At 61.8% G+C, this 21,725-nt stretch carries 20 protein-coding genes; 6 read left to right on the top strand and 14 right to left on the bottom strand.

Translation table 11 applies throughout. The annotated features are described in order from the left end of the window. Positions 1-145 precede the first annotated feature (145 nt). Positions 146-913: a precorrin-6A synthase (deacetylating) gene (gene cobF / locus OEJ36_RS16200; protein WP_263402364.1), complete on the bottom strand. Its 768-nt coding sequence runs from the start codon at positions 911-913 to the stop codon at positions 146-148. Positions 914-1,301: 388 nt separating this feature from the next. Between cobF and OEJ36_RS16205 the strand changes: the two genes are divergently transcribed. Next, positions 1,302-3,497 carry an OsmC domain/YcaO domain-containing protein gene (locus OEJ36_RS16205; protein ID WP_263402365.1) on the top strand — a complete coding sequence of 732 codons (2,196 nt, stop codon included), beginning with the start codon at positions 1,302-1,304 and terminating at the stop codon, positions 3,495-3,497. A gap of 67 nt (positions 3,498-3,564) precedes the next feature. Here the strand turns inward: OEJ36_RS16205 and OEJ36_RS16210 are convergent, their stop codons facing one another. Then, on the bottom strand, positions 3,565-3,840 hold the full coding sequence (locus OEJ36_RS16210) for a hypothetical protein (RefSeq protein WP_263402366.1): 276 nt from the start codon (positions 3,838-3,840) through the stop codon (positions 3,565-3,567). A gap of 461 nt (positions 3,841-4,301) precedes the next feature. Between OEJ36_RS16210 and OEJ36_RS16215 the strand changes: the two genes are divergently transcribed. From OEJ36_RS16215 to OEJ36_RS16225, 3 genes are read left to right on the top strand one after another with little or no spacing between them, the layout of a single operon-like run. Beyond that, positions 4,302-5,699 (top strand): asparagine synthase-related protein, encoded by a 1,398-nt coding sequence (locus OEJ36_RS16215; protein ID WP_263402367.1) that lies wholly within the window; start codon positions 4,302-4,304, stop codon positions 5,697-5,699. Positions 5,700-5,715: 16 nt separating this feature from the next. Further along, positions 5,716-6,390 carry a lasso peptide biosynthesis B2 protein gene (locus tag OEJ36_RS16220; RefSeq protein ID WP_263402368.1) on the top strand — a complete coding sequence of 225 codons (675 nt, stop codon included), beginning with the start codon at positions 5,716-5,718 and terminating at the stop codon, positions 6,388-6,390. Positions 6,391-6,402: 12 nt separating this feature from the next. After that, the gene (locus tag OEJ36_RS16225) at positions 6,403-8,061 is read left to right on the top strand and encodes an ATP-binding cassette domain-containing protein (protein WP_263402369.1); all 1,659 of its coding nucleotides are present in this window, start codon (positions 6,403-6,405) and stop codon (positions 8,059-8,061) included. A gap of 193 nt (positions 8,062-8,254) precedes the next feature. Here the strand turns inward: OEJ36_RS16225 and OEJ36_RS16230 are convergent, their stop codons facing one another. The 9 genes from OEJ36_RS16230 to OEJ36_RS16270 all read right to left on the bottom strand — a co-directional run bounded on the left by OEJ36_RS16230 (position 8,255) and on the right by OEJ36_RS16270 (position 16,967). Continuing rightward, positions 8,255-9,067, bottom strand: a complete 813-nt coding sequence (locus OEJ36_RS16230) for a crotonase/enoyl-CoA hydratase family protein (RefSeq protein WP_263402370.1) — start codon at positions 9,065-9,067, stop codon at positions 8,255-8,257. 185 nt (positions 9,068-9,252) lie between these two features. Further along, the gene (locus tag OEJ36_RS16235) at positions 9,253-10,032 is read right to left on the bottom strand and encodes an SDR family oxidoreductase (RefSeq protein WP_263402371.1); all 780 of its coding nucleotides are present in this window, start codon (positions 10,030-10,032) and stop codon (positions 9,253-9,255) included. Positions 10,033-10,043: 11 nt separating this feature from the next. Next, complete coding sequence (locus tag OEJ36_RS16240; protein WP_263402372.1) at positions 10,044-11,816, bottom strand: acyl-CoA dehydrogenase; 1,773 nt, start codon at positions 11,814-11,816, stop codon at positions 10,044-10,046. An 8-nt stretch (positions 11,817-11,824) separates the two neighbouring features. Continuing rightward, positions 11,825-12,610, bottom strand: coding sequence for an enoyl-CoA hydratase/isomerase family protein (locus OEJ36_RS16245; RefSeq protein WP_263402373.1), 786 nt, complete (start codon positions 12,608-12,610; stop codon positions 11,825-11,827). A gap of 81 nt (positions 12,611-12,691) precedes the next feature. Then, positions 12,692-13,480 (bottom strand): crotonase/enoyl-CoA hydratase family protein, encoded by a 789-nt coding sequence (locus OEJ36_RS16250; protein WP_263402374.1) that lies wholly within the window; start codon positions 13,478-13,480, stop codon positions 12,692-12,694. 66 nt (positions 13,481-13,546) lie between these two features. Next, positions 13,547-15,112 (bottom strand): long-chain-fatty-acid--CoA ligase, encoded by a 1,566-nt coding sequence (locus OEJ36_RS16255; protein WP_263402375.1) that lies wholly within the window; start codon positions 15,110-15,112, stop codon positions 13,547-13,549. 115 nt (positions 15,113-15,227) lie between these two features. Beyond that, positions 15,228-15,911: a Crp/Fnr family transcriptional regulator gene (locus tag OEJ36_RS16260; protein WP_263402376.1), complete on the bottom strand. Its 684-nt coding sequence runs from the start codon at positions 15,909-15,911 to the stop codon at positions 15,228-15,230. Between the two features lie 529 nt (positions 15,912-16,440). Further along, positions 16,441-16,725, bottom strand: a complete 285-nt coding sequence (locus OEJ36_RS16265) for a type II toxin-antitoxin system RelE family toxin (RefSeq protein ID WP_263402377.1) — start codon at positions 16,723-16,725, stop codon at positions 16,441-16,443. Between the two features lie 8 nt (positions 16,726-16,733). Then, a complete protein-coding gene (locus OEJ36_RS16270) occupies positions 16,734-16,967 on the bottom strand; it encodes a type II toxin-antitoxin system Phd/YefM family antitoxin (RefSeq protein WP_263402416.1) in 234 nt (77 codons plus the stop codon). A gap of 478 nt (positions 16,968-17,445) precedes the next feature. Between OEJ36_RS16270 and OEJ36_RS16275 the strand changes: the two genes are divergently transcribed. Further along, the gene (locus OEJ36_RS16275; protein ID WP_263402378.1) at positions 17,446-18,396 is read left to right on the top strand and encodes an acetoacetate decarboxylase (ADC); all 951 of its coding nucleotides are present in this window, start codon (positions 17,446-17,448) and stop codon (positions 18,394-18,396) included. A gap of 55 nt (positions 18,397-18,451) precedes the next feature. On the opposite strand, the gene OEJ36_RS16280 is transcribed toward OEJ36_RS16275, so the two are convergent. The 3 genes from OEJ36_RS16280 to OEJ36_RS16290 form a co-directional block, all read right to left on the bottom strand. Beyond that, the gene (locus OEJ36_RS16280) at positions 18,452-19,168 is read right to left on the bottom strand and encodes an SDR family NAD(P)-dependent oxidoreductase (RefSeq protein WP_263402379.1); all 717 of its coding nucleotides are present in this window, start codon (positions 19,166-19,168) and stop codon (positions 18,452-18,454) included. A 30-nt stretch (positions 19,169-19,198) separates the two neighbouring features. Next, a complete protein-coding gene (locus OEJ36_RS16285) occupies positions 19,199-19,684 on the bottom strand; it encodes a DUF2165 domain-containing protein (RefSeq protein WP_263402380.1) in 486 nt (161 codons plus the stop codon). Between the two features lie 161 nt (positions 19,685-19,845). Beyond that, positions 19,846-20,400: a TetR/AcrR family transcriptional regulator gene (locus tag OEJ36_RS16290; RefSeq protein WP_263402381.1), complete on the bottom strand. Its 555-nt coding sequence runs from the start codon at positions 20,398-20,400 to the stop codon at positions 19,846-19,848. Between the two features lie 249 nt (positions 20,401-20,649). On the opposite strand from OEJ36_RS16290, the gene OEJ36_RS16295 reads away from it, so the two are divergent. Beyond that, a complete protein-coding gene (locus OEJ36_RS16295) occupies positions 20,650-21,720 on the top strand; it encodes an MASE2 domain-containing protein (protein ID WP_263402382.1) in 1,071 nt (356 codons plus the stop codon). The last annotated feature ends 5 nt before the right edge of the window (positions 21,721-21,725 follow it).

The following is a 21,725-nucleotide window of genomic DNA, read 5'->3' on the forward strand; positions in this document are numbered from 1 at the left end:
GATCGCCCTGGGTGAAATCCGTTGCCCCGAGTGTGCCCAAGGGCGCCGGAGCCGGCATGACCGATCACGCCAATCAGGTGATCCAACGCGTCAATCTTAGTGACAGTAGCCGGCGGCGCCAGAACCACGGGCGGAGAGCCGCGCCTCACACCCCCTCGTCATCCCCCCGGCGCAGCAGGTAGGTGTCCATGATCCAGCCGTTGGCCTCGCGCGCCTGCTGGCGGGTGCGGGCGATGTCGGCCGCCACATCCTTGAGCTTGCCGGCGATGAGGATTTCATCCGGCGTGCCCACGTAGGCGCCCCAGTAGATGTGCAGGTCGGGGGCGTCGAGGCGGGTGTAGGTGTCTTCCGCGTCGAGCATCACCACCACGCTGTCGACGTTGCTGGGGAAGCCCTCGGCAAGGCGCCGGCCGGTGGTGATCTCGATGGACCGACCGATGCGGTTCAGCGGCACCTTGTGACGGGCCGCCAGCGCCTGGATGCTGCTGATGCCGGGGATGACCTCGTACTCGAACGCCAGCCGCCCGCCTCGGAGGATCGCCTGCAGGATGCGCAGGGTGCTGTCGTAGAGCGACGGGTCGCCCCAGACCAGGAAGGCGCCGCACTCCCCCTCCCCCAGCTCCTCGCCGATCAGCCGCTCGAACACCTGCTGCTTGGCCAGGTTCAGGTCCTTGACGGCCGCATCGTACTCGCCGCCGCGCTCGCGCTCGGGGCTGCCCGCCTCGACGAAGCGGTAGTCGCGCCCGCTGATGTAGCGCTCGCAGATTTCCCGGCGCAGGTGGATGAGCTTGTCCTTGCTGCTGCCCTTGTCGAGGATGAAGAACACATCGACCTGGTTGAGCGCCTTCACGGCCTGCAGGGTGACGTAGTCGGGGTCGCCCGCCCCGATGCCGATGACCAGTAGTTTCTTCATGGCGGCTCCTCGCCCGTTCACAGTCCGCCATGTTGAGCGCAAAGGCGGTGGTGATGAAAGAGGTACAGCCCAGCCCCAGGGCCCGCAACCGCCCGCGCCAGCCCGACACCGGCCGTCGCAACGATCGGGTAATGGCTGCATCCGGGCAGGTCAGCCTGGGCACTGGCCGTCAATTCCCCTATCCTTCCCGCCGGCGAACCCACTGCGGCATCGAATGCCGGTCACAGGACCGATTCCATGCACGCCCTGCGCAGCCCGATCCCGCCCCGCTCCCTCCGCTGGAACCTGCACGCCCTGGCCTGGCCACGCGCGTTGCCGACGGGGCCGATCGTCCCGGCTGCTCAGTGCGCCCCCTTCATCGCTCCACTTTTTACGCTGGTACCCCCGCATGGAAATCAAGGTCAACTTTCTCGACAACCTTCGTCTCGAAGCCAAGTTCGACGACTTCACGGTCATCGCCGACCAACCGATCCGCTACAAGGGCGACGGTTCGGCACCGGGGCCGTTCGACTACTTCCTGGCCTCCTCGGCCCTGTGCGCGGCGTACTTCGTAAAGCTGTACTGCCAGACGCGCAACATCCCCACCGAGAACATCCGGCTGTCGCAGAACAACATCGTCGACCCGGAAAACCGCTACCAGCAGATCTTCAAGATCCAGGTCGAGCTGCCGGCGGACATCTCCGAGAAGGACCGCCTCGGCATCCTCCGCTCCATCGACCGCTGCACCGTGAAGAAGGTGGTGCAGCAGGGCCCCGAGTTCATCATCGAAGAGGTGGAGAACCTCGACGCCGATGCCCAGGCCCTGCTGATCCCGAGCAGCAGCGAGCAGAGCACCTACATCGCCGGCAAGGACCTGCCGCTGGAAGAGACCATCGCCAACATGTCCGGCATCCTCGCCGGCCTGGGCATGAAGATCGAGATCGCCTCCTGGCGCAACATCGTGCCCAACGTCTGGTCGCTGCACATCCGCGACGCCGCCTCGCCGATGTGCTTCACCAACGGCAAGGGCGCCACCAAGGAAAGCGCCCTGGCCTCCGCGCTGGGTGAGTTCATCGAACGGCTGAACTGCAACTTCTTCTACAACGACCAGTTCTGGGGCGAGGACATCGCCAACGCCGACTTCGTCCACTACCCCAACGAGCGCTGGTTCAAGCCGGGCCCGAAGGACGCGCTGCCGGCCGAAATCCTCGACGCGCACTGCCTGGAAATCTATAACCCGGACGGCGAACTGCGCGGCTCGCACCTGTACGACACCAACTCCGGCAACACCGTGCGCGGCATCTGCTCGCTGCCCTTCGTGCGCCAGTCGGATGGCGAGACGGTGTACTTCCCGTCCAACCTGATCGAGAACCTCTACCTCAGCAACGGCATGAGCGCCGGCAACACCCTGGTCGAAGCCCAGGTGCAGTGCCTGTCGGAAATCTTCGAGCGCGCGGTGAAGCGCGAAATCCTCGAAGGCGAGATGGCCCTGCCGGACGTGCCCCAGGCCGTGCTGGAGAAGTACCCCTCCATCCTCGCCGGCATCCGTGGGCTGGAAGAGCAAGGCTTCCCCGTGCTGGTGAAGGACGCCTCCCTGGGCGGTGAATTCCCGGTGATGTGCGTCACCCTGATGAACCCGCGCACCGGCGGCGTGTTCGCCTCCTTCGGCGCCCACCCCAGCTTCGAAGTGGCGCTGGAGCGCAGCCTCACCGAGCTGCTCCAGGGCCGCAGCTTCGAAGGCCTCAACGACCTGCCACAGCCGACCTTCGAAGGCCACGCGGTGACCGAGCCGAACAACTTCGTCGAGCACTTCATCGACTCCAGCGGCGTGGTGTCGTGGCGCTTCTTCAGCGCCAAGGCCGACTTCGAGTTCGTCGAGTGGGACTTCTCCGGCCAGGGCGAAGACAGCAACGCCGAGGAAGCCGCCACCCTGTTCGGCATCCTCGAGGACATGGGCAAGGAAGTGTACGTGGCCACCTACGACGACCTCGGCGCCAACGCCTGCCGCATCCTGGTGCCGGGCTACTCGGAGATCTACCCGGTGGAGGACCTGATCTGGGACAACACCAACAAGGCGCTGCTGTTCCGTGCGGACATCCTCAACCTGCACAGTCTGCCCGACCGTGGCCTGAAGTCCCTGCTGAAGAACCTCAACAACACCGAGGTCGACGACTACACCGACATCACCACGCTGATCGGCGTCGAGTTCGACGACAACACCGTCTGGGGCCAGCTGACCATCCTCGAGCTGAAGCTGCTGATCCACCTGGCGCTGAAGAAGTTCGAAGACGCCAAGGAGCTGGTGGAAGCCTTCCTGCAGTACAACGACAACACCGTCGAGCGCGGGCTGTTCTACCAGGCCCTGAACGCGGCGCTGGAAGTGACGCTGGACGACGACCTGGAGATGGACGACTACGAAGCCAACTTCCGCCGCATGTTCGGCAACCCGCGCATGGACGCGGTGCTGGGCTCGCTGGACGGCAGCGTGCGCTTCTACGGCCTGACGCCCACCAGCATGAAGCTGGAAGGCCTCGACCGGCACCAGCGCCTGGTGGAGAGCTACAAGAAGCTCCACGCCGCGCGGGCCAAGGCAGCAGCCAAGTAACCCGCCCCGCCAGCGGCCCTCGCCCCTTCTCGGGCGGGGGCCGTATCTACCCGCCCCCTTCCTCCCGTCACCAGGTCCGCTCGCGGTAGGCGTCCTGGGATTTCTGCAAGCGGCGCTTCACGGCGGTGGCCTGGTTCCTGCGGCCGATCACCCGCCGCTGCCACAACCGTTCCTGCCCCAGGGCAGCCGATTCCGAGGTGCTCCAGGCGCCGATCAGCAGGTGCTTGGCGGCGGCCAGTGCATCCGGCGATTGCTGGGCGCTGGACACGACCATATAGATATCGGCGTCCAGCGCGATCTGCTGCTTGATGTGCTCAATGAAAATAAACTCAACAGAAAACACCTAATTTTTGGAAAGTTACTGCATTAACAGCCCAAACCTTTCAGAGCTACATATATAAGGAAAAATGGAAATAGGATTATTACCACATAGCCTAGAGCCTGTACGCTGATATTCACTCACATGTAGGAAACTTCCTAATTAAGCAGATCGCTTGACACCCCCAATAAGCAGCGATATTCATTCCCAGGCCTAACTGGCATACAACCAAAACCAATCAAGGGAATAGATCATGTTCAAATGGAAAAAACACCCCCAGACCACCTCAACCAAAAAATTTCTAACATTCAAAGCCAGCACCACAATAAACGGCCAAAGTGGTGGTGCGATATTCGAGGGGAAATATATGGTCTGGAGAGCAGGATGCACTAACTGCCCATCCGTATAAATCAGCAATCACTGAGTACCCGATAGCGGGTACTCAGTGATAAGCCATACCAAAATCACAACGCCAAGGACCGGTCGTGAGCAAGCGAGAAAACACCAATCAGATACCTACTCACAACGCAACAGAAACCTCAAAAAAAACAATCCATACAAACCCCGCCTCATCCTCCCAAATCATATTCGTCAACACGCTCACTGGCGCCCTAGCCACTAATAGCGACTTAAGCAAAAGCTCATTCAAGAAACTTGATAGAGAGATAATTCTCTCGCAAATTGCGTACAGCGAGAGAATTCCAACATCCAGTTACTGGGAGAGCTTTTCGCTACTCCCTCCAGGCTGCAGGTATACGTACAATCATGTTTCCCACTCTGGAAAACTAGAAATAGATCTATTCAGCACAAAAAAAGAAACAACCGACACCCCATTAGAAATACTGACATCCTCCATTAGCAACAGGTGCAAATCCAATTATTACAAACGTCTCGTAGTACGCCTATCTGGCGGAGTCGACTCGACATGCATTCTTCTATCTGCAATTGAAGCAGTAGGGGCAGACCGTGTTACTGCCATAACTTGGTTTGATGAAAAAAGCAGTGCAAATGCAGACCTCAAAGCTGCCACAGCCTTGTGCAAAAGGCTAAATATTAGCCATTTATTATTCAAATTCGAGCCCTGTCACTTTTTTCAAGAAATCGACCCTGAGGATCATATATCCATCAGTGTCAGCATGGCCTCCAATAAGGTCTTTGAAAAAGAAATAGAATTCATATCCAGCAAGATAAAGGGCGATTTCATCATATTGGATGGCCACGGAGGCGATCACTTATTTTTAGACCCCGTCCCACCCGCGGCATACCAGAGCCTGCTTAGGGACAAGAAAATAATAAAAGCAGCAAAAGCGTTCTCAATGTTCTCTAAACTATCCGGCTTGAGTTTTTATGAGGCATTAATTAGCAGCTACAAACAGCGCAACCACGACAATTATCAGCGCAGTCAGTTTTTCACAAGACACATCACACCGCCACCTGCAATAGAAAGACCGAGAAGTCTAAAAGAAGAATACTTGCAAGCCATAGCACAGGCTATCTATCAGAACACCACGCACTCAAATATTAGTACAGATATCCTGTACCCTTTCACCAGCAAAGGAATGATTGAATATGCCTTAAGCCAAGACCCATATGACATGTTTGACAATTACAACACTCGACTACCACTAAGGCGCGCAGCCAATGCAAAATACCCAAATATAGAGCTAAGACGTGACAAGGGGCACATTACTAGCGCTTACCAGAAGGCACTCAAATACCATTCAAATCACATTATTGATCGTTTAGAAAGCAGTTGGCTCACGCAAGAAAAACTCATCAATATCTCAAATATAAAAAAAGCAATACGCTATTCGTCAATGGGATTTGGAGGGGCAGACCAAACGCTTATAAAGATAGCCTGTGCAGCCTTGATCAAAATTTGACAACGAGGATAGCTAGATGAGCTTTTCATTCCAGCCCCACATACACCACCTCGTCATGCACAATCAAATTATCCTACTTGACGAAAAGAAAGATCATTTCATGATCCTTAGCGAGAGCCAAACCACTTTACTAACAGAAAGCAGTAAATCATGCGCACAATATGAAAATCTCCTCAACGAACTCACTCAATTAAATCTAGTACACCGCACGCCCTATAGCCAAGCACTAAACAGAGTCGACGAAGAATACGAAGGGATAGACAATTACACATGGCGAATAAGTAGGTGCAGCTCCTCAAGCAGCCTTAGCCTGTTACCAACCATATGGGCTCTTCTGGATCTATTGCGCCTAAAGATAAGCCTAAAGAAACATGGGCTTGGGTACGTGCTTAACAGCATGAGAAAAGCAAAAATCAACAAAAAGAACGGCAGCACACTATCTCAAGAAGCACTAAAAAACTATGTAAACAGTGTCCATCATGCATCACTGCTCCTACCCCTCAAAGTCAAATGCTTAGAATCCTCAATTTGTATATTCAACTACGCCATTAAAAACGGAGAGAATTGCAATTTTTTTATTGGAGTTCAATTGTTTGATTTTCTCTCGCACGCATGGGTAGAAATTGATGGAAAAGTGGTATCTGACGACCAACACCTTTCAAGCAAACTTCCCAAAATCCTGTCTATATAGTGGAATCGCGCCATGGAATGGATAAATCACTATTCAAAAAGCTTCAGAATAATATCAAGAAACTACCAATGGTTCGCAGTTAGCTTTATTGGCGTATCGGCGACATTCATATTCTGCAGCGTACTGAACTCACTACTCCCCGTATTGCTTAGAAATGCTGCCAACTCTCTTGGAGAGATCAACAACCTACATACACAGTTTTTAATCTTCTCTGGGGCTTATGCGATCCTATGGACCTTCTCACAGGTACTTTCCAGCATGCGTGGAGTGGGATCAGCCTGGATACTTGCCAAGTGCGACGCGACGCTGTATGAGGCAATCATCACCACAATTCTCAAGTACCCATACACAAAACAGCAAACGCTGGACCCAGGGTATGTAGTCGCCGACATCAATAGGTCTGCCAGCAGTTTCAGTCTGGTCACGGTTGGAGTTTTTTGGACAATTGCACCTATTGCAGTGGAGATTTTCATAGCTATTAGCGTGCTCTACACCATCATGGGCACACTGTATGCCGTACTATTCCTAGTCTCATCCGCAGTACTGGCCTTCATATCCATTTACATCGCCAAGACCAGCGCTGATATTCATCGGATATTGTTTGAGGCTGACAACAGCCTCTCAAGCTATACAGTTGAGAGGCTCAGCAGAACGTACGACATCAAGCTGAACAATACATTCATCAAGGAATTCACCTCAGGCAGAGAATTCTTCGACAACTATGTCAGGTCAATCAGAAAGTCCAATTTACGAATGGGTCTTCGAATCGCTTATCAAGGGCTCGCTATTGGCGCAGTGCTCGTCCTCTTCGTAACACTGTCGGGCGTGCATTACCGCACAAGTCTCACAGCAGGAGACTTTATTATGATCGTGGGGTATATCACTATGCTCACGACTCAACTGCATCTGCTCGCAGGCACATTATTCAACCTTCAAGCACACCTTATCTCGTTGAATGACGGCATCAAATACCTTGAAGAGAGCATTGAAGAGCAATACCACCCAAAGCACTACGACAACACCCCAGGCTTTGTTCTTCAAGGCGTGTCGCTCGTAAAAGATGGGCACCTAATTCTCGACAACATCCACTGCAAACTTGGCCAGGGCGTGAATATAGTCTCTGGCAAGTCAGGTGCAGGAAAAACGACACTCATAAACACGCTTCTGGGCCTTGAGGAAAACTATACGGGCACAGCCTATTACAAGGGGCACCCGATAAATGGCTCTCTGAGCGAATTCATACTTTCCGATGTATCAGTGGCACCGCAGAGGCCTGTATTGATATCGGGCACCCTTGAAGACAATCTACTCTACGGCGCCGACAAGGTAGACCCGCAGAGGTTGCGGCAAGTGGTCGAGCTCTTAGGATTCAACCGCCAGAACACTACTAATGTCGACGCATTACTCGCCATGAACATAGACATTTCAGGCAGCGGACTCAGTGGCGGAGAAAGACAACGCATTGCCATAGGCCGTGCGATTCTGAGAGAGAAAACAACCCTGATATTGGATGAGCCGACTTCAGCATTAGATGAGAGAACGGCGCAACGAATCATTGATTGGCTGACCCTGAGAACTGGCTGCCTGATAATCGTCACTCATGACGAGAAACTAAAGGAGCAACACGGAATAGCGGTAGAGCTACATGGCTCTGCTAGTCCAGCCTATTAACGGGGTGCTCAATACACCGGCATGGTGTTACGCCGAGACGCTCATTGGGGTTTACCTCAGTCATTGACTCTTGTTGACGGCCACGCAGGCACTCCTGCCCTGATCAGCATCAAGCGAGGGCTGTTCTGCCTGATCGCCAGCGGCCCTCGCCCCTTCTCGGACGGGGGCCGTCTCTACCTGCCCCCTCCTCCCGTCACCAGGTCCGCTCGCGGTAGGCATCCTGGGATTTCTGCAAGCGGCGCTTCACGGCGGTGGCCTGGTTCCTGCGGCCGATCACCCGCCGCTGCCACAACCGTTCCTGCCCCAGGGCAGCCGATTCCGAGGTGCTCCAGGCGCCGATCAGCAGGTGCTTGGCGGCGGCCAGTGCATCCGGCGATTGCTGGGCGAACTCCAGGCAAAGCGCGCGGGCCTGCACGAGCGGGTCATCGGCCAGGTGGGTGACCAGGCCCAGCTGGTGGGCCTGCGTGGCGTCGATGATGCGCCCGGAGAACGTCAGCTCCATCGCCACGTCCTTGGGCAGCAACTCACGCAACAGCACGGTGCCGCCCATGTCCGGAACCAGGCCCCATTGGGACTCCATGATGGACAGCTGGGCGGTGGGCGCGGCAACGCGGATGTCGGCACCCAGGGCGATCTGCAGGCCGGCGCCGAAGCAGTTGCCGTGGATGGCGACGACGACCGGAACGCTCAGCGAGCGCCACACCAGCGAGACCTTCTGGTAACGGTTCATGCTGGGCTTCCACAGCGGCAGGAGGGCCATGATCTTCTTCAGCGGGCTGCCGGTGACGATGTCCTTGAGGTCCATGCCGGAACAGAAGGACGGGCCGTTGCCGGCCAGGATCACCGCGCGCACAGCCCGGTCACGCTTGAGGAATTCGCCGCAGGCGATCAGCTCCAGCAGCAGCTGGGTGCTGATCGAGTTGTGCTTGTCGGGGCGGTTCAGGCGCACGGTGGCGATGGCGCCGTCATAACTCAGGTCTACATGGTTCCACACGGGCTGGGTCACGCCGGCAGGTCCTCGTTTTATTGGAAGGGTGGATAGGCATTACGCCGCTCATGGTAAGCGCGCTCCGGCGGTTTGGGGGCGGCGGGCATGGCAAAAAAGGGCCGGCCGGAAACCGGCCAACCCAAAGGCCGGTGCTCGGGACGGGCACCGGCGCAGACACAACCCGGGTGATGCCGCGAACCCCGTCAGCGCGTCGTGGAGTAACCGCCGTCCAGCGGGATGACGGTGCCGGTGATGTAGGCGGACGCAGCCGACGCCAGGAAGATCGCCGTGCCGGCCACATCCGAGGCCTGCCCGGTGCGGCGCCGGGGGATGGTCTGGATGATCTGCTCGGCGTGCTCCTTGAGCATGAACTCGGTCATCTTCGTCTCGAACGGGCCGGGGGCGATGGCGTTCACATTGATGTTGGCCCGCGCCAGGTGAGCGGCGAGATGGCGGGTCAGGTGGTGCACCGCGGCCTTGCTGGCGGAGTAGGAATAGTTGCCGTAGCCGGGGCTGGTGAGGCCATCGATGGAGCCGATGTTGATGACCCGGGCCGGGTCTTGGTCGGTGCCCGCGGCCTGCAGCGCGGGGCCGAGCGTCTGGGTCAGGAAGAACAGGGATTTCAGGTTGATGTCCATGATCTTGTCCCAGCCGCTTTCCGGGAATTCGCCGAACCTGGCACCCCAGGTGGCGCCGGCGTTGTTCACCAGGATGTGCAACTGCGGCTCGCGCTGCAGGAACGCCTCGGCGAAGGCGTTGGCCTGCTCCGCCGAGGACAGGTCCGCCGCGATGCCCACCGCCTCGCCGTACTGCTTGAGTTCGGCTTCAGCTTCGGCGCAGGCCTCGGCCTTGCGGGACACCACATAGGTCTTGACCCCGGCTTGCACCAGGCCCTTGGCGATCATCAGGCCGATGCCGCGCGTACCGCCGGTTACCAGGGCGACTTTGCCGCTTATATCGAACAGCGCATGTTTCGAAGTCATGGGGATTCCACTCAGAAGTTGAGGTTCAGGGGATAGGTCTTCAGGGCCTGCTCGATGTCGCTGGCCGCCGCCAGGCGGGCGATGCGCAGCTCGGCATCCGGGAGCAGGTAGGCGAAATAGAACCGGGCTTGCGCGTGTTTCGCGGCCGTGTCGATGGGCAGCTCGCTGCCGTCCAGTGCCGCCAGCACCCGCAGCCACAAGGTGGCCATGACGCCGTGCCCCACCAGCCAGAGAAACTCGCGGGCGCATTGCAGCGCGGCGAAGGGCGCGCCCTTGAGGTCGGCCTTGAGCTGCTCCACCACCCCGTCGATGCGGTCAAGCACGGCCAGGGTGCCCGGCACCTGATCGAGGTGCGGCCCGGCGGCCGGCAATTCCGCGATCTGCTCGCGCAGCCAGGCCAGGGTGGCATCGACGGCCTGGTGGCGGCCGTCGTCCAGCCGACGCAGCGCCAGGTCGAGGGACTGCACATCGTTGGTGCCTTCGTAGATGGGCAGGATCTGCACATCGCGCAGCAGCACTTCGATACCCGTGTCCTTGATGTAGCCATGGCCGCCGTGGGTCTGCATCGCCGCCGTGGCGACCTCCACGCCGATCTCGCTGCTGATGGCCTTGGCGGCGGACATCAGCACCGGCAGCACCACCTGGGCGCGCATGCGGGTGGCCGGTTCGGCCGCCGCCTGGGTCTGCTCGTTCACCAGGGCGGTGACGAACGCCAGCATGCGTGCCGAGGACGTCAGCGTGCGCATGCGCACGATCTCGCGGCGGATGTTGGGATGCTCGGCGATGGGCAGCGGTGCCTTGCCGCCACCGACCAGATCACGCCCCTGGATGCGCTCCAGCGCATAGGCGATGGCGTTCTGGCTGGCGATTTCCGCCACGCCTATGGCCTGGAACGCGGTGCCGATGCGCGCCAGCTTCATCATGCTGAACATGCCCGCCAGGCCAGCCCCCGGAGCACCGACTATCCAGCCCCTGGCGTCGTCGAACAGCAGCTCGGCGGTGGCCGAGGCGTGGATGCCGAGCTTGTCTTCGACGCGCGGGCAGGTCACGCCGTTGCGCTCGCCCAGGCTGCCGTCGGCGCCAACGTGGAACTTGGGCACGATGAACAGCCCCAGCCCCGCCAGCCCGGCCGGCGCCCCCTGGATGCGGGCGAGCACCAGATGGACGATGTTGCGGGTCAGGTCGTGGTCGCCGCCGGTGATGAAGATCTTGGTCCCGGACAGGCGATAGGTGCCGTCGTCGCTCGCCACCGCCGTGGTGCGCAGCAGCGAAAGGTCGGTGCCACACTGCGGCTCGGTCAGGCACATGGTGCCGTTCCATTCGCCGCTGCCGATCTTCTGCAGGTAGGTGGCCTTGAGGGACTCGGAGCCGATGCCCTTCAACACCGTGTACACGCCCAGGCGAATGGACGCGTACAGGGCGAAGGACATGGAGCCGGCGCTGAGCAGCTCGTCGCAGGCGAAGCCGAACGGCAGCGGCAATCCCTGCCCGCCATCCTCGACGGCGGTGTGCAAAGCGCCCCAGCCATCGGCGACGAAGGCCTCGTAGACGCCGTGGTAGCCGGCCGGGGCGCGCACTCCATCGGCCGTGACGGTGCAGCCTTCCCGGTCGGATGGGCCGATCAGCGGCAGCAGGCGATCGGCGACGAAGCGGCCCAGGGTTTCGAGCACGCTGCCCAGCGTCTCCGCCGATTCGTCAGCGCCGGTGATGCCGTTGTATTCCCCGGCCAGCACATGGCCGGCGAGAAACTGGTATTCCCCCACGGGGGCGCGATAGGTCGTCATGGCCCGCCTCACTCGCCCTTGAAGGTCAGGCCTTTGTTCAGCACCGCGGCGCCTTCCCGGGTGAAGCGTTCCACCGCGTCCATCATGTCGTGGGTGGCGAAGGTGGCCGGGGCGGAATCCAGCAGGCGCTGGTCGGCGGCGGTCAGGCCGTGGGCCACGGCGGTGTTGATCAGGTGCTTGGAGGCGGCGTAGGCGACGGTGGGGCCGTTGGCGAGCTTGGCGGCATAGGCGCGCGCCTTCATCTCCACTTCAGGGTCGGGCATCACGCGGTTGACCAGTCCCCACTCGAGCATGGTCTTGGCGTCGTAGATGCCGGCGGAGAAGACCATCTCCTTGGCGCGGGCCAGGCCCACCCGGGCGACCAGGCGTTGCGCACCGCCCAACAGGGTGGTGGTGCCGATGCGCGCTTCGACCTGGCCGAAGTTGGCCGACTCGCCGGCGAAGATGATGTCGTGGATCTGCGCCATCTCGCAGCCGCCGCCCAGGCACATGCCGCGCACCGCCACCACGGTGGGGAACGGCAGGTTCTCGAAGCGCTGCATCTCCGGGATGGAGCGATTGAGCAGGCGCCGGGCGAAGTTGGCGTCGCTGCCGGAGAAGTTGCTGATGACGTCGGCGCCGGCGCAGAAGTGGTCGCCCTCGGCCAGGGTCAGGAAGGCGCGGGCCTTGGCGTCGATGGCCTGGTCGACGGCCTCCATCAGCCCACGGAAGGATTGGTTGGTCAGCAGGTTCATCGGCCCGCCGCAGAAGGTGGCGATGGCCAGGGCACCATCCATTTCGAATTTAACGGTCATGTTCGTAACTCCAGGTTCAGGTTTCTTCGGGCAAGCCGAAGGCGTTCCCGCTGCCGGGCAGCGGGGGTTGCACAGGTGAAATCAGCGGCCTTTGAAAACGGCCGGCCGGCGTTCGGCGAACGAGCGCAGGCCTTCCAGGAAGTCCTCCGAGGCGAAGCAGGTCTTCTGGATCTGCGGGATGCAGTCGATGGCGGCCTGCTCGCCGTCCTGCAGGTACCTGAGGGCGGCGGCCTTGGCGGCGCGCAGGCCGATGGGGGCGTTCTTGCAGATCAGCCGGGCGATCTCCATGGCGCGCTCCCGGTGCTGGCCGAAGGGGTGCACTTCCTGGACGAAGCCGATGGCCAGCGCGCGCTGGGCGTCGAACTCGTCGCAGAGGAACAGGTGGTACATCGCATTGCCCCAGCCGGTGCGGGTGAGGTAGCGGAAGTGGGCGCCACCGAGTGGGGCGATGCCGCGCTTGGACTCCATCTGGCAGAAGGTGGCGGTGTCGGCGGCGATGACGATGTCGCCGGCGAGCATCATCTCGATGCCCACGGTGTAGGTCTTGCCATGGACGACCGAGATCACCGGCTTGGTGCAGCGCTTGTACAGGCCGAACGGGTCGACCCAGCCCTCGGGCAGCGGCTTGGCGGTGGCGCCGGGGCCGAAGAACTTCGGCATGTCGAGGCCGGCGGTGGTGTGCTCGCCCTCGGGGCAGAGCACGGCGACCCAGATGTCGTCATCGTTGTCGACGGTGGTGAGGTGCGCGGCCAATTGCTCGATCATCTCCGGGGAGAAGGCGTTGAACTTGGCAACGTTGTCGACGGCAATGACGGCGATATGGTCCTCGACGACCATGCGGACTTCGCCGGCCTTTTTCTCTTCGCTCATGATGGTTTCCTTGGTTCCTGGGGTGCATCGGGCGTTCCGGCCGCCCGCGCGGGCAGCCGGCATGGATCAGGCAATTCCGCGTGGGTGGTGCTGCCAGTAGGGTTCGCGCACCAGACGCCGCAGCACCTTGCCGGTGGCGTTGCGCGGCAGATCAGCCACGAAGTCCACGCTCTTGGGCAGCTTGAAACCCGCCACCCGGCCCCTGGCGTGGGCGATCAGCGCCTCGGCCGTGAGGCGGGCGCCGGGCTTGAGCACGGCGATGGCCTTGATCGCCTCGCCCCATTGCGGGTCGGGGACGCCGATCACGGCAACATCGGCGATGGCCGGGTGGCTGTAGAGGATGTTCTCGACCTCGGCGGGGTACACGTTCTCACCGCCGGTGATGATCATGTCGCGCTTGCGGTCGTAGATATGCAGGTAGCCACGCCCGTCGAGATAGCCCATGTCGCCGGTGTGGAACCAGCCGTCCTGGATGGCCGCGCGGGTCTCCTCCTCGCGCTGCCAGTAGCCGTTCATGACCTGGCTGGAGCGGCAGGTGATCTCGCCGATGCCACCGACCGGCAGCGGCTGGCCATCCGCGTCGATGACCCGCAGCTCGACCCCGGCGGTGGCCTGGCCGCAGGACAGCGCCAGGTCGGTATCGCCCGCGAGGATCGCCTGGTGGTCCTCCACCGTCAGGTAGGTGATCGGCCCCGAGGTTTCGGTCAGCCCGTAGATCTGCCCGAAGCCCGTGTGGGGCAAAGCGGCCATGGCTTCCTGCAGCAGCGAGGTGGCCATCGGCGCAGCGCCGTAGAGGATCTTCTTCAGGCTGGGGCACGTGCGGCCACTGTGGGCCATGGCGGCGATCAGGCCGCGCACCATCACCGGCACCATCAGGGTCAGGGTGACCTGCTCTCGCTCGACCAGCGCGACGATTTCGGCCGGTACGAAGTCGCTGACGATGATCAGCCGCGCGCCCCTGGCCAGGCCGTAGATACCGAGGATCGAGCCGGCCACGTGGGCATGGGGCAGGCACAGCAGGATCACATCCTCCGCGTCGATCTGCCGGCACGGGCTGCGCTCGCCGGTAACCAGCGCGGACAGCGGCGCCTTGAAGAGGCTCTCGCTACTCAGGCGCACGCCTTTCGGCCGCCCCGTCGTGCCGCTGGTGTAGATCTGCAGGCAGTCATTCCGCGCGGCCAGGGCCGGCCCGGCGCTTAGCACCGCCTGGCGATCCCGCCACGCGGCGTAGGCAGCCCCCATGACGATGCAGTGCTCGATGAAGGGCAGCCCGGGGCGGATCTTTTCGATCAACGCTGCGAACGGCGCGCCGATGAAGAGGATGCGCGGCCGGCAGTCCGCCACTACCTGTTCGATCTCGGCGGCAGCGAGCCGGCTGTTGAGGGGCACCAGGGCGAGGTTGGCGCGGGCGCAGCCGATCCACAGTTCGTAGAACTGGTCGCTGCTGTGGTCGAGGATCGCCACACGCTCCTGGGTGCTCGCCCCCAGGGCCAGCAGGCCATTGGCAACCTGATCGGCCCGTGAATCCAGCTCGCTGAACGGGGTTCTTCTGTCGCCGAATACCAGGGCGGTGTGATCGTCGGGAATGGCAGATGTCACGCGTGCAACATCGGCCAGCAACTGCTCGGCCATAAGGTCTCCTGGGGCGCCTTGTTGTTCTTGGGGGCGCTTTCAGGGACCGATGCTAGGGCAGGCCGGAATTCAACAACGTCGGCCAGAAGACAGTGTTGGCAAACTCGCCAGACGGCTACTCCGCACGGCCGTGGCGCTGGTTCTCGCTGATGAAGCGGAGCAGCCCGGCGGGGTCTTTCACCGTCACCTTGCCGTAGTCGGTTTCGATCAGCTTGAGCTTGCGCAACTCGGTGACGACACGGTTCACGCTCTGCCGCGTAGAGCCCACCATCAGCCCGATATCCGCCTGGGACAGGGCAATGTCCGCATCACCACTGGCAGCATCGCTCTTGATATCGGCCAGCCAGAAGAAGCGCGAGGCGATCCTCGCCGGCACCGGCTGCGTCAGCATCTCCTCCAGCAGCCGCAAGGCACCGCGCAGGCGCCGGCTCAGTTGCGCGCTCACCGCCGAAGCGACCTGGGGATGGGTGGCCAGTAGCGCGGAGAAATCCCTGACCGACCAGGCCCGCAGCTCCACCGCGCCACGGGTGATGAAGGTGACGGACGACGGGCCGCCATCGGAGATGGAGCTGTCCCCCACCAGATCCCCGGGCTGGTAGATGTAGATCAGCACCTCCTGCCCATCCTCGGTGAAGATGCACTGGCGGATCTCCCCGGAAACGATCTGGAAGACCTCTACTATGGGGTCGCCCTGGCGATACAGGGTGTTGCCGTCGGCGAAGCACTTCGTCCGCGCCTTTGCCAGCAACGCGTCCCGAACCTCGGGGGTGAGGTCGGCAATCCAGTTGAAGCCGCTCATCGTCGTCAAGGCTCCCCAGAGCAAGGCCGTTCAGCGATCCCCCGGCGCCGTGGACTCTCGCCTGGAAGGCGGTTTCAGCGCTGGGATTCGGGGTACACAACGGCGGTTGCACGCTGCGCCGGCCTATCTAAACAAACGTTCGGTAAGCGGTCAATTTGTCTAGCTATGTGGTCTTGAGGAAGCACACCCGTAGGGTGGATGACGCTCTTTTCATCCACCAGCGGAGCGTCCGGCGAGCCCGAAAGGTGGACCGATAAAGCGTGGTCCACCCGCGCCCGGATAATCACCGTGGCTGCGAAATGACGGGGCTCGCTCCGCTCGCGGAACGCCGCCCGCCCCACCCACAAATACGGCCCGTAGGATGGGTAGAGCTCTGCGAAACCCATGCTGCGCAGGTGCCCCGCATGACCACGAAAGGTGGACCGGTGGAGCGTGGTCCACCCTACCCCACGTGTCAGTTCGTGATTGGCCGGCGGCAAGCATCTCGCAGACAAAATCCATGAAAAACCCCGCCGGGGCGGGGTTGGGGTCACACGCGTCTGGTTGCTGCCTCGTAGACCTCGTCATCACGACGGGCGCCTACGCACAGGATCAGGACGATCTCGGAGCCATTGATGCGATAGACGATACGGATATCCCCCGTCCGAACCCGGCGGTAGCCGGCCAATGCTCCGCGCAGCGCCTTGCCGATCTTGTCGGGCTCCCCTTCGGCAATACGCTCGCGTATCACCTTCAGCACCCTTTTCGCCTCGGCGCTGCCCAGTTGCCGGAGATCCTGCTCAACTTCCGGGTGAAACCGAACGCTCCAGTTCATGGTTACACCTACTCGAAGCGAGCCTCCATATCCTCAAGGCTCAGGGTCTTGGTTTCATCCAGGGTGGCCAGGCGCTCGATGGCCAGCCGCTCAGCGCGAAGGTCTTCGAGTTCGTCCTGCAGCGCCTGGTAGGTCGCAACCCCCATCAGGACCGCAGCCGGCTCGTTGTCCTTGAAGATAACCAAGTGGGTAACTTCCCCGCTGGTGACCTCCTTCAATTTCGCACCGAAGCTGCGAACCATCGCGGTAGCGGAAACGGCCTGTTCCGCTCGGTCTAGAAGTGCACTCATGGGCGCTTTGCCTCGATTCGTCATACTCAGCTTTTGCGCTGAATCAGGCGTAAAACAATACACACCATCATTCGTAAAATCCAACCCAGCAGATAACCAACCCCCGAGTGATTGGCTGCATCTGGCCTTCTGGAAAAGACGCAACGGCTTGCGCCGGACGTAGGGGACTCACCCTGCCAGCCCCTCGTTTATGGCCGGGGATTCAGCCAATCGATACCGCGACGGGAACACCGAACGGCCTGAAAACGACGCTTGACCTTAAAGTTGAGTTGAACGTTAGGGTCTCCGCACCCCATCTCCCGGGCTCATTTCCGGGGGCAGATATGCCGGGGTTCCAGGGGCATGGACCCCATAACAACGCGGAGAACAGACAGACATGAGATCCACCAGGATTGCGGCAGCAGCAGGTATTTTCCTCAGCACCATCGCGATGACGTCATGGGCGACCGAGGTGCCGGCCACGCATCCGGCCGGAACCGCCAGCACCGTGATCGCCGGCCATCCCGTGCCGCTGCTGGCGGGCGGCCTGTATGACCGCTTCCATTCCAACCCGCCGCTTTCCGTCATCGCCTCCGAGGCGCCGGATGTGGACCTGAGCTGGTTCAAGACCCTGCAGAAAACCAAGGTCGACATCGGCTTCGAGTCCTATTCGCCGAACTTCTATTACAAGAACAGCAAGGTGACGGCGGTGTTCACTGCCGACCTGGCCACGCTCAAGTCGCTGATGCCCGCCGAGGTGCTGGAGCAGGTGCAGCCGCTGCAGGTGTGGCCCGGCCGCGGCCTGGTGGCGTTGACCGCCTACACCTATGAGTACTGCGACAACGACAGCTACAACGAGGTCTCGCTGTCCATCGTCACCAACAAGCCCGGCAACGCCAACCTGGGCCCGTTATCCCTGGTCGGCCAATCGATGTCGAAGGACCTCTGGGGCTACGTGCTCAAGCTACCGGTGGACACCGAGCTCGCCAGGGTGCGTGGCGTGGTGGGCTACAACCTGCCCAAGTGGCTGACCGGCATCCACCACAAGGACAACGACAAGACGGTGGTCTACGAGATCATCGACAGCCAGACGGGCAAGGTCGACGTCACCCTGGAAACGGAAAAGCTGGGCGACCTCTCCAGCGAGGCCGAGCTGGTCACCAACAGCTTCACCAACACCGGGCACAACGGCGAGCTGACCTACGGCTACGCGGTTTCCCGCCAGTTGAGCCACGCCTCCAGCAGCGACGAGAGCACAGTGAAGCTGGTGCTCGGCGACGGCAGCCTGTCGACCTACATCAAGGCCCTGGACCTGGGCACGATGATGAAATACGAGTACGTGCCGAGCTTCCAGAGCGCGCTCTACGCCCCCGCCCCGCTGCAGTCGATGCTGAACGACTGATCCACGGCAGCGGCGCGCGAGCCGAGGGCCGGCCAGCCCCCCCGGCTCCATCCGTTCAAAAACGCTCATCCCTGATCGCCGGCAACGTCAGCTCGCGCACGAAGGAGGCGGCGGAGAGCCGCAACAGCGCGTCGACCATCGTCACCACGTCATGCACCGGCACCCGCTGCCCCTCCCCGCGGGCGGCGGCTGCCGCCAGGGGCGTGGACAGCGGGTCGTCGGTATTCAGGTAGCCCGGGTGCAGCACCGTCACCGCCAGGCGCTGGTCGCGGAAGCCTTCGCGCAACGCATCGGCCATGCCATTGAGGGCGAACTTGGAGGCGCCGAAGGCCACTTCCGGGCGCCCGCTCTGGCGCAGGGCCGAGGTGGAGCCAATCAGGATCAACTGCGGCCTGGCGGACGCCAGCAACCGGGGCACCAGCCGCTTGAGCAGCAGCAGCGTGGCGGTGATGTTCACCTCCACCAGCCGGCCGATGGATTCATCGCTGTCGCCGAGAAAGTCGTAGTGCTCGCTGAAGGCGTGCTCTTCCCAGATGCCGACATTGCACACCAGCACATCGAGCGCAGCGGGCGCCCCGGCCTCGATCTGCGCCACGGCCACCGCGGGGCTGGCCAGGTCCGCCTCGATCCAGCCGAGTTCGACGCCCGGGGCCAGCGGCAGATGCTCCGGCCGCCTGCGCGAGACACCGATCACTTCGTCCCCCGGCTTGCCGAGCCCTTCCACCCGCGCCCGGCCCAGCCCCCTGCTCGCCCCTAGGATCATCATCTTCATGCCATTGCTCCTTGTCCGTTTCCTTGCCCGCTAGGCCCAACGCAGGTTGAGCACGACGAAATCCAGCAATACCCAGATGACCAGCACCAGATGGGTCAGCTGCAGCCCTTCCTGGCGAATCCAGTAACCGAACCAGAGCCCGCCCAGCAGCATGGCGAACAGAAAGCCCAGGGCGGCGCTCAGGGCCAGGTTCAGCCAGGGCCGGGCGGCCTCCAGCCCGGCACCGAGCAGCAGTTCGTAGCAACCGGCCCAGGCCGCGAGCACGGCAGCCGTCTGCAGCACCACGATGACCAACAGCGCCAGGCGATGCATGAGGGGGGAATCCAGGCCACGCCGCAGCAGCGGGATGTCGATCACCGGCGGCTGCCGCAAGGGCGCCATGGACATGGTCGCGCCGATGGCCCCAACCGAGCTGGCGAAGGCGTGCAGGTTGTTGATCAGCGCGACGCTCAACCACAGGCTGAAGCCGAGAAAGCAGGTGCCCTGGAAAATCATCAGTGAGGTCTGGGTATCCATTCCTGGTCCTTGTGCGTGGGTTCGGAGGCGCCTGAGGCGAACCCGGGCGGGCAGCGACAGGCGAGCCGAGCGGCACTCTAAAACCTCAACCTAGCTTGAGGTCAACAAGCGCAGCACAAGAGCAATGGCCAGCCCCGGGGAAGGGGCAAGGGGGCGGTCACCTAGGGCGCGGGAGCGTCGGCGGGCAGCAACCGGGCGATGTCCTCGCTAAAGGTTTTCCACTCCGCTTCCGAGATTTCCATGATGCCGAAGGAGCGCAGGAAGAAGGCCCCGGTGGCCGCCAGGAAGGCCAGGCGCACGCGCTTGCCGCGCTCGCTTTCGAACGCCCCGCCCAGCAGCAGGGAGCGGTACCAGTCGTTGGCCTGGGCGCGCAGGCTGTCCTGGCTGAACATCGCGGTGAGGATCGCCGCCGCCCGCTTGCTCAGCTCTTCGTCCGGGATGGCGATGATATGGATCTGCGCCGTCAGCAGCTCCAGCACCCCCGCATCCGGCGCCAGCCGGGCCATCACCGAGCTCTCGTAGTCGGTCTTCCAGCGGTTGACCATGGCCTCGATCAGGCCGTCCTTGGTACCGAAGCAGGACTGCACGCCGCCCTTGCTTATACCGGCGGCCTTGGCCACCTCACCGATGCTCAATGCAGAAATGCCTTGGTCCATCACCACCGATATGGCGGCATCCAGCACCAGGTTCCTGTCGATCACAGGGCGTTTACTCATCAGGCTTTCTCGAATTAGAATACGATCGTATTTTTATTTTCCACCCCCTCACCGGGGCTCGCAGTGAGGTCCATCCCGCTTACGGCACGTGCCTTGCCCGATACCTGACCAGGCTACGGCGCGCGCACGGATGCACCTCTGCCCATCGACCGGAACCGCTGGCGAAATCCCCTCGGGAACCCCACACCAGCGCACCCCGGTTTGTTCAAGGCATACAGCGGCAATTTTACCGCCAATTCGCGGGGGCTCATGGCTTTTGATCGTACTACGGGCGCGGGTATCGGCTTTGCCAACCGCGTTTACAAACCACGAGCCCTGGGCTGCGCGCTCAGCTTCATTTTCGTCGCCACCACCACCCACCCCGGGCCCTCGCCGCTCTGGGTGCTGATGCTGCTCAATGCCTTCATCTGGCCCTGCCTGGCGTACCAGCTGGCGATACGTGCCCATGCGCCCTACCGCACCGAGCTGCGCAACCTCCTGCTCGATTGCGTCTTCGCCGGTGGCTGGGTCGCAGCGATGCAGTTCAGCCCGCTGCCATCCTTGCTACTGCTGTCGATGGTGGCCATGAACAGCGTCAGCGCCAAGGGCATCCGCTTCATGCTCTACGGCCTGGCCGCCAACCTGCTGGGGATGGCCCTGGCCGGGGCCGTCCTCGGCTTCGAGATCACACTGGAAACCCCGCCGGCCGTGGTCTGGGCCTGCCTGCCGATGCTGGTGATCTATCCCTTCGTGGTCGGCTGGACGAGCTACAGCCTGACGCAGCGGCTGGTCAGGCAGCAGAAGGCGCTGTCCATCGTCAGCGGCTTCGACGAGCGCATGCTCACCTCCCACAACCGCTGGATGTACCAGCTGGCGCGGGTCTTCCTGCGCTGCCGCTGCGGCTCCGGCCAGGCCACCGTGGCGCATATCCGCATCGATGAATTCCCCTTGCTGCGCGAGCGCCACGGCGCACTGGTGGCGGACGCGCTGAGCGTTCGGCTCGGGCACCTGATCAAGGCCGGGATACGCAGCACCGACCTGCTGTGCATGAAGCGCCGGGGGGAATTCCTGGTGCTTCTGCTGCAGGCCAGGCGGCTCGGCGCGCAATCCCTCACCGACCGCATCGAAGACGGCTTCGCCCACTGCTTCGCCGGTGGCACCGGGCTGCCGGAAGCGCGCATCCGTGTCGGCCTCGCCGAGTTCAGCAACAGCCTGGCCAGCGAGAACGAATGGCTGCGCCTGGCGGAACAGCGCTCGGGCCAGCCCCGGCCCCAGGCGTCACGCCCCTTGGAAGAAGCCCCGCGAGCCACCCCGGCCGCCGGCCCCCTGCCCGTTCCCTAGCTGCG

Origin of the sequence: Pseudomonas sp. PDM13, assembly GCF_025685765.1 — a bacterium.
GTDB classification, from domain to species: Bacteria; Pseudomonadota; Gammaproteobacteria; order Pseudomonadales; family Pseudomonadaceae; genus Metapseudomonas; species Metapseudomonas solani.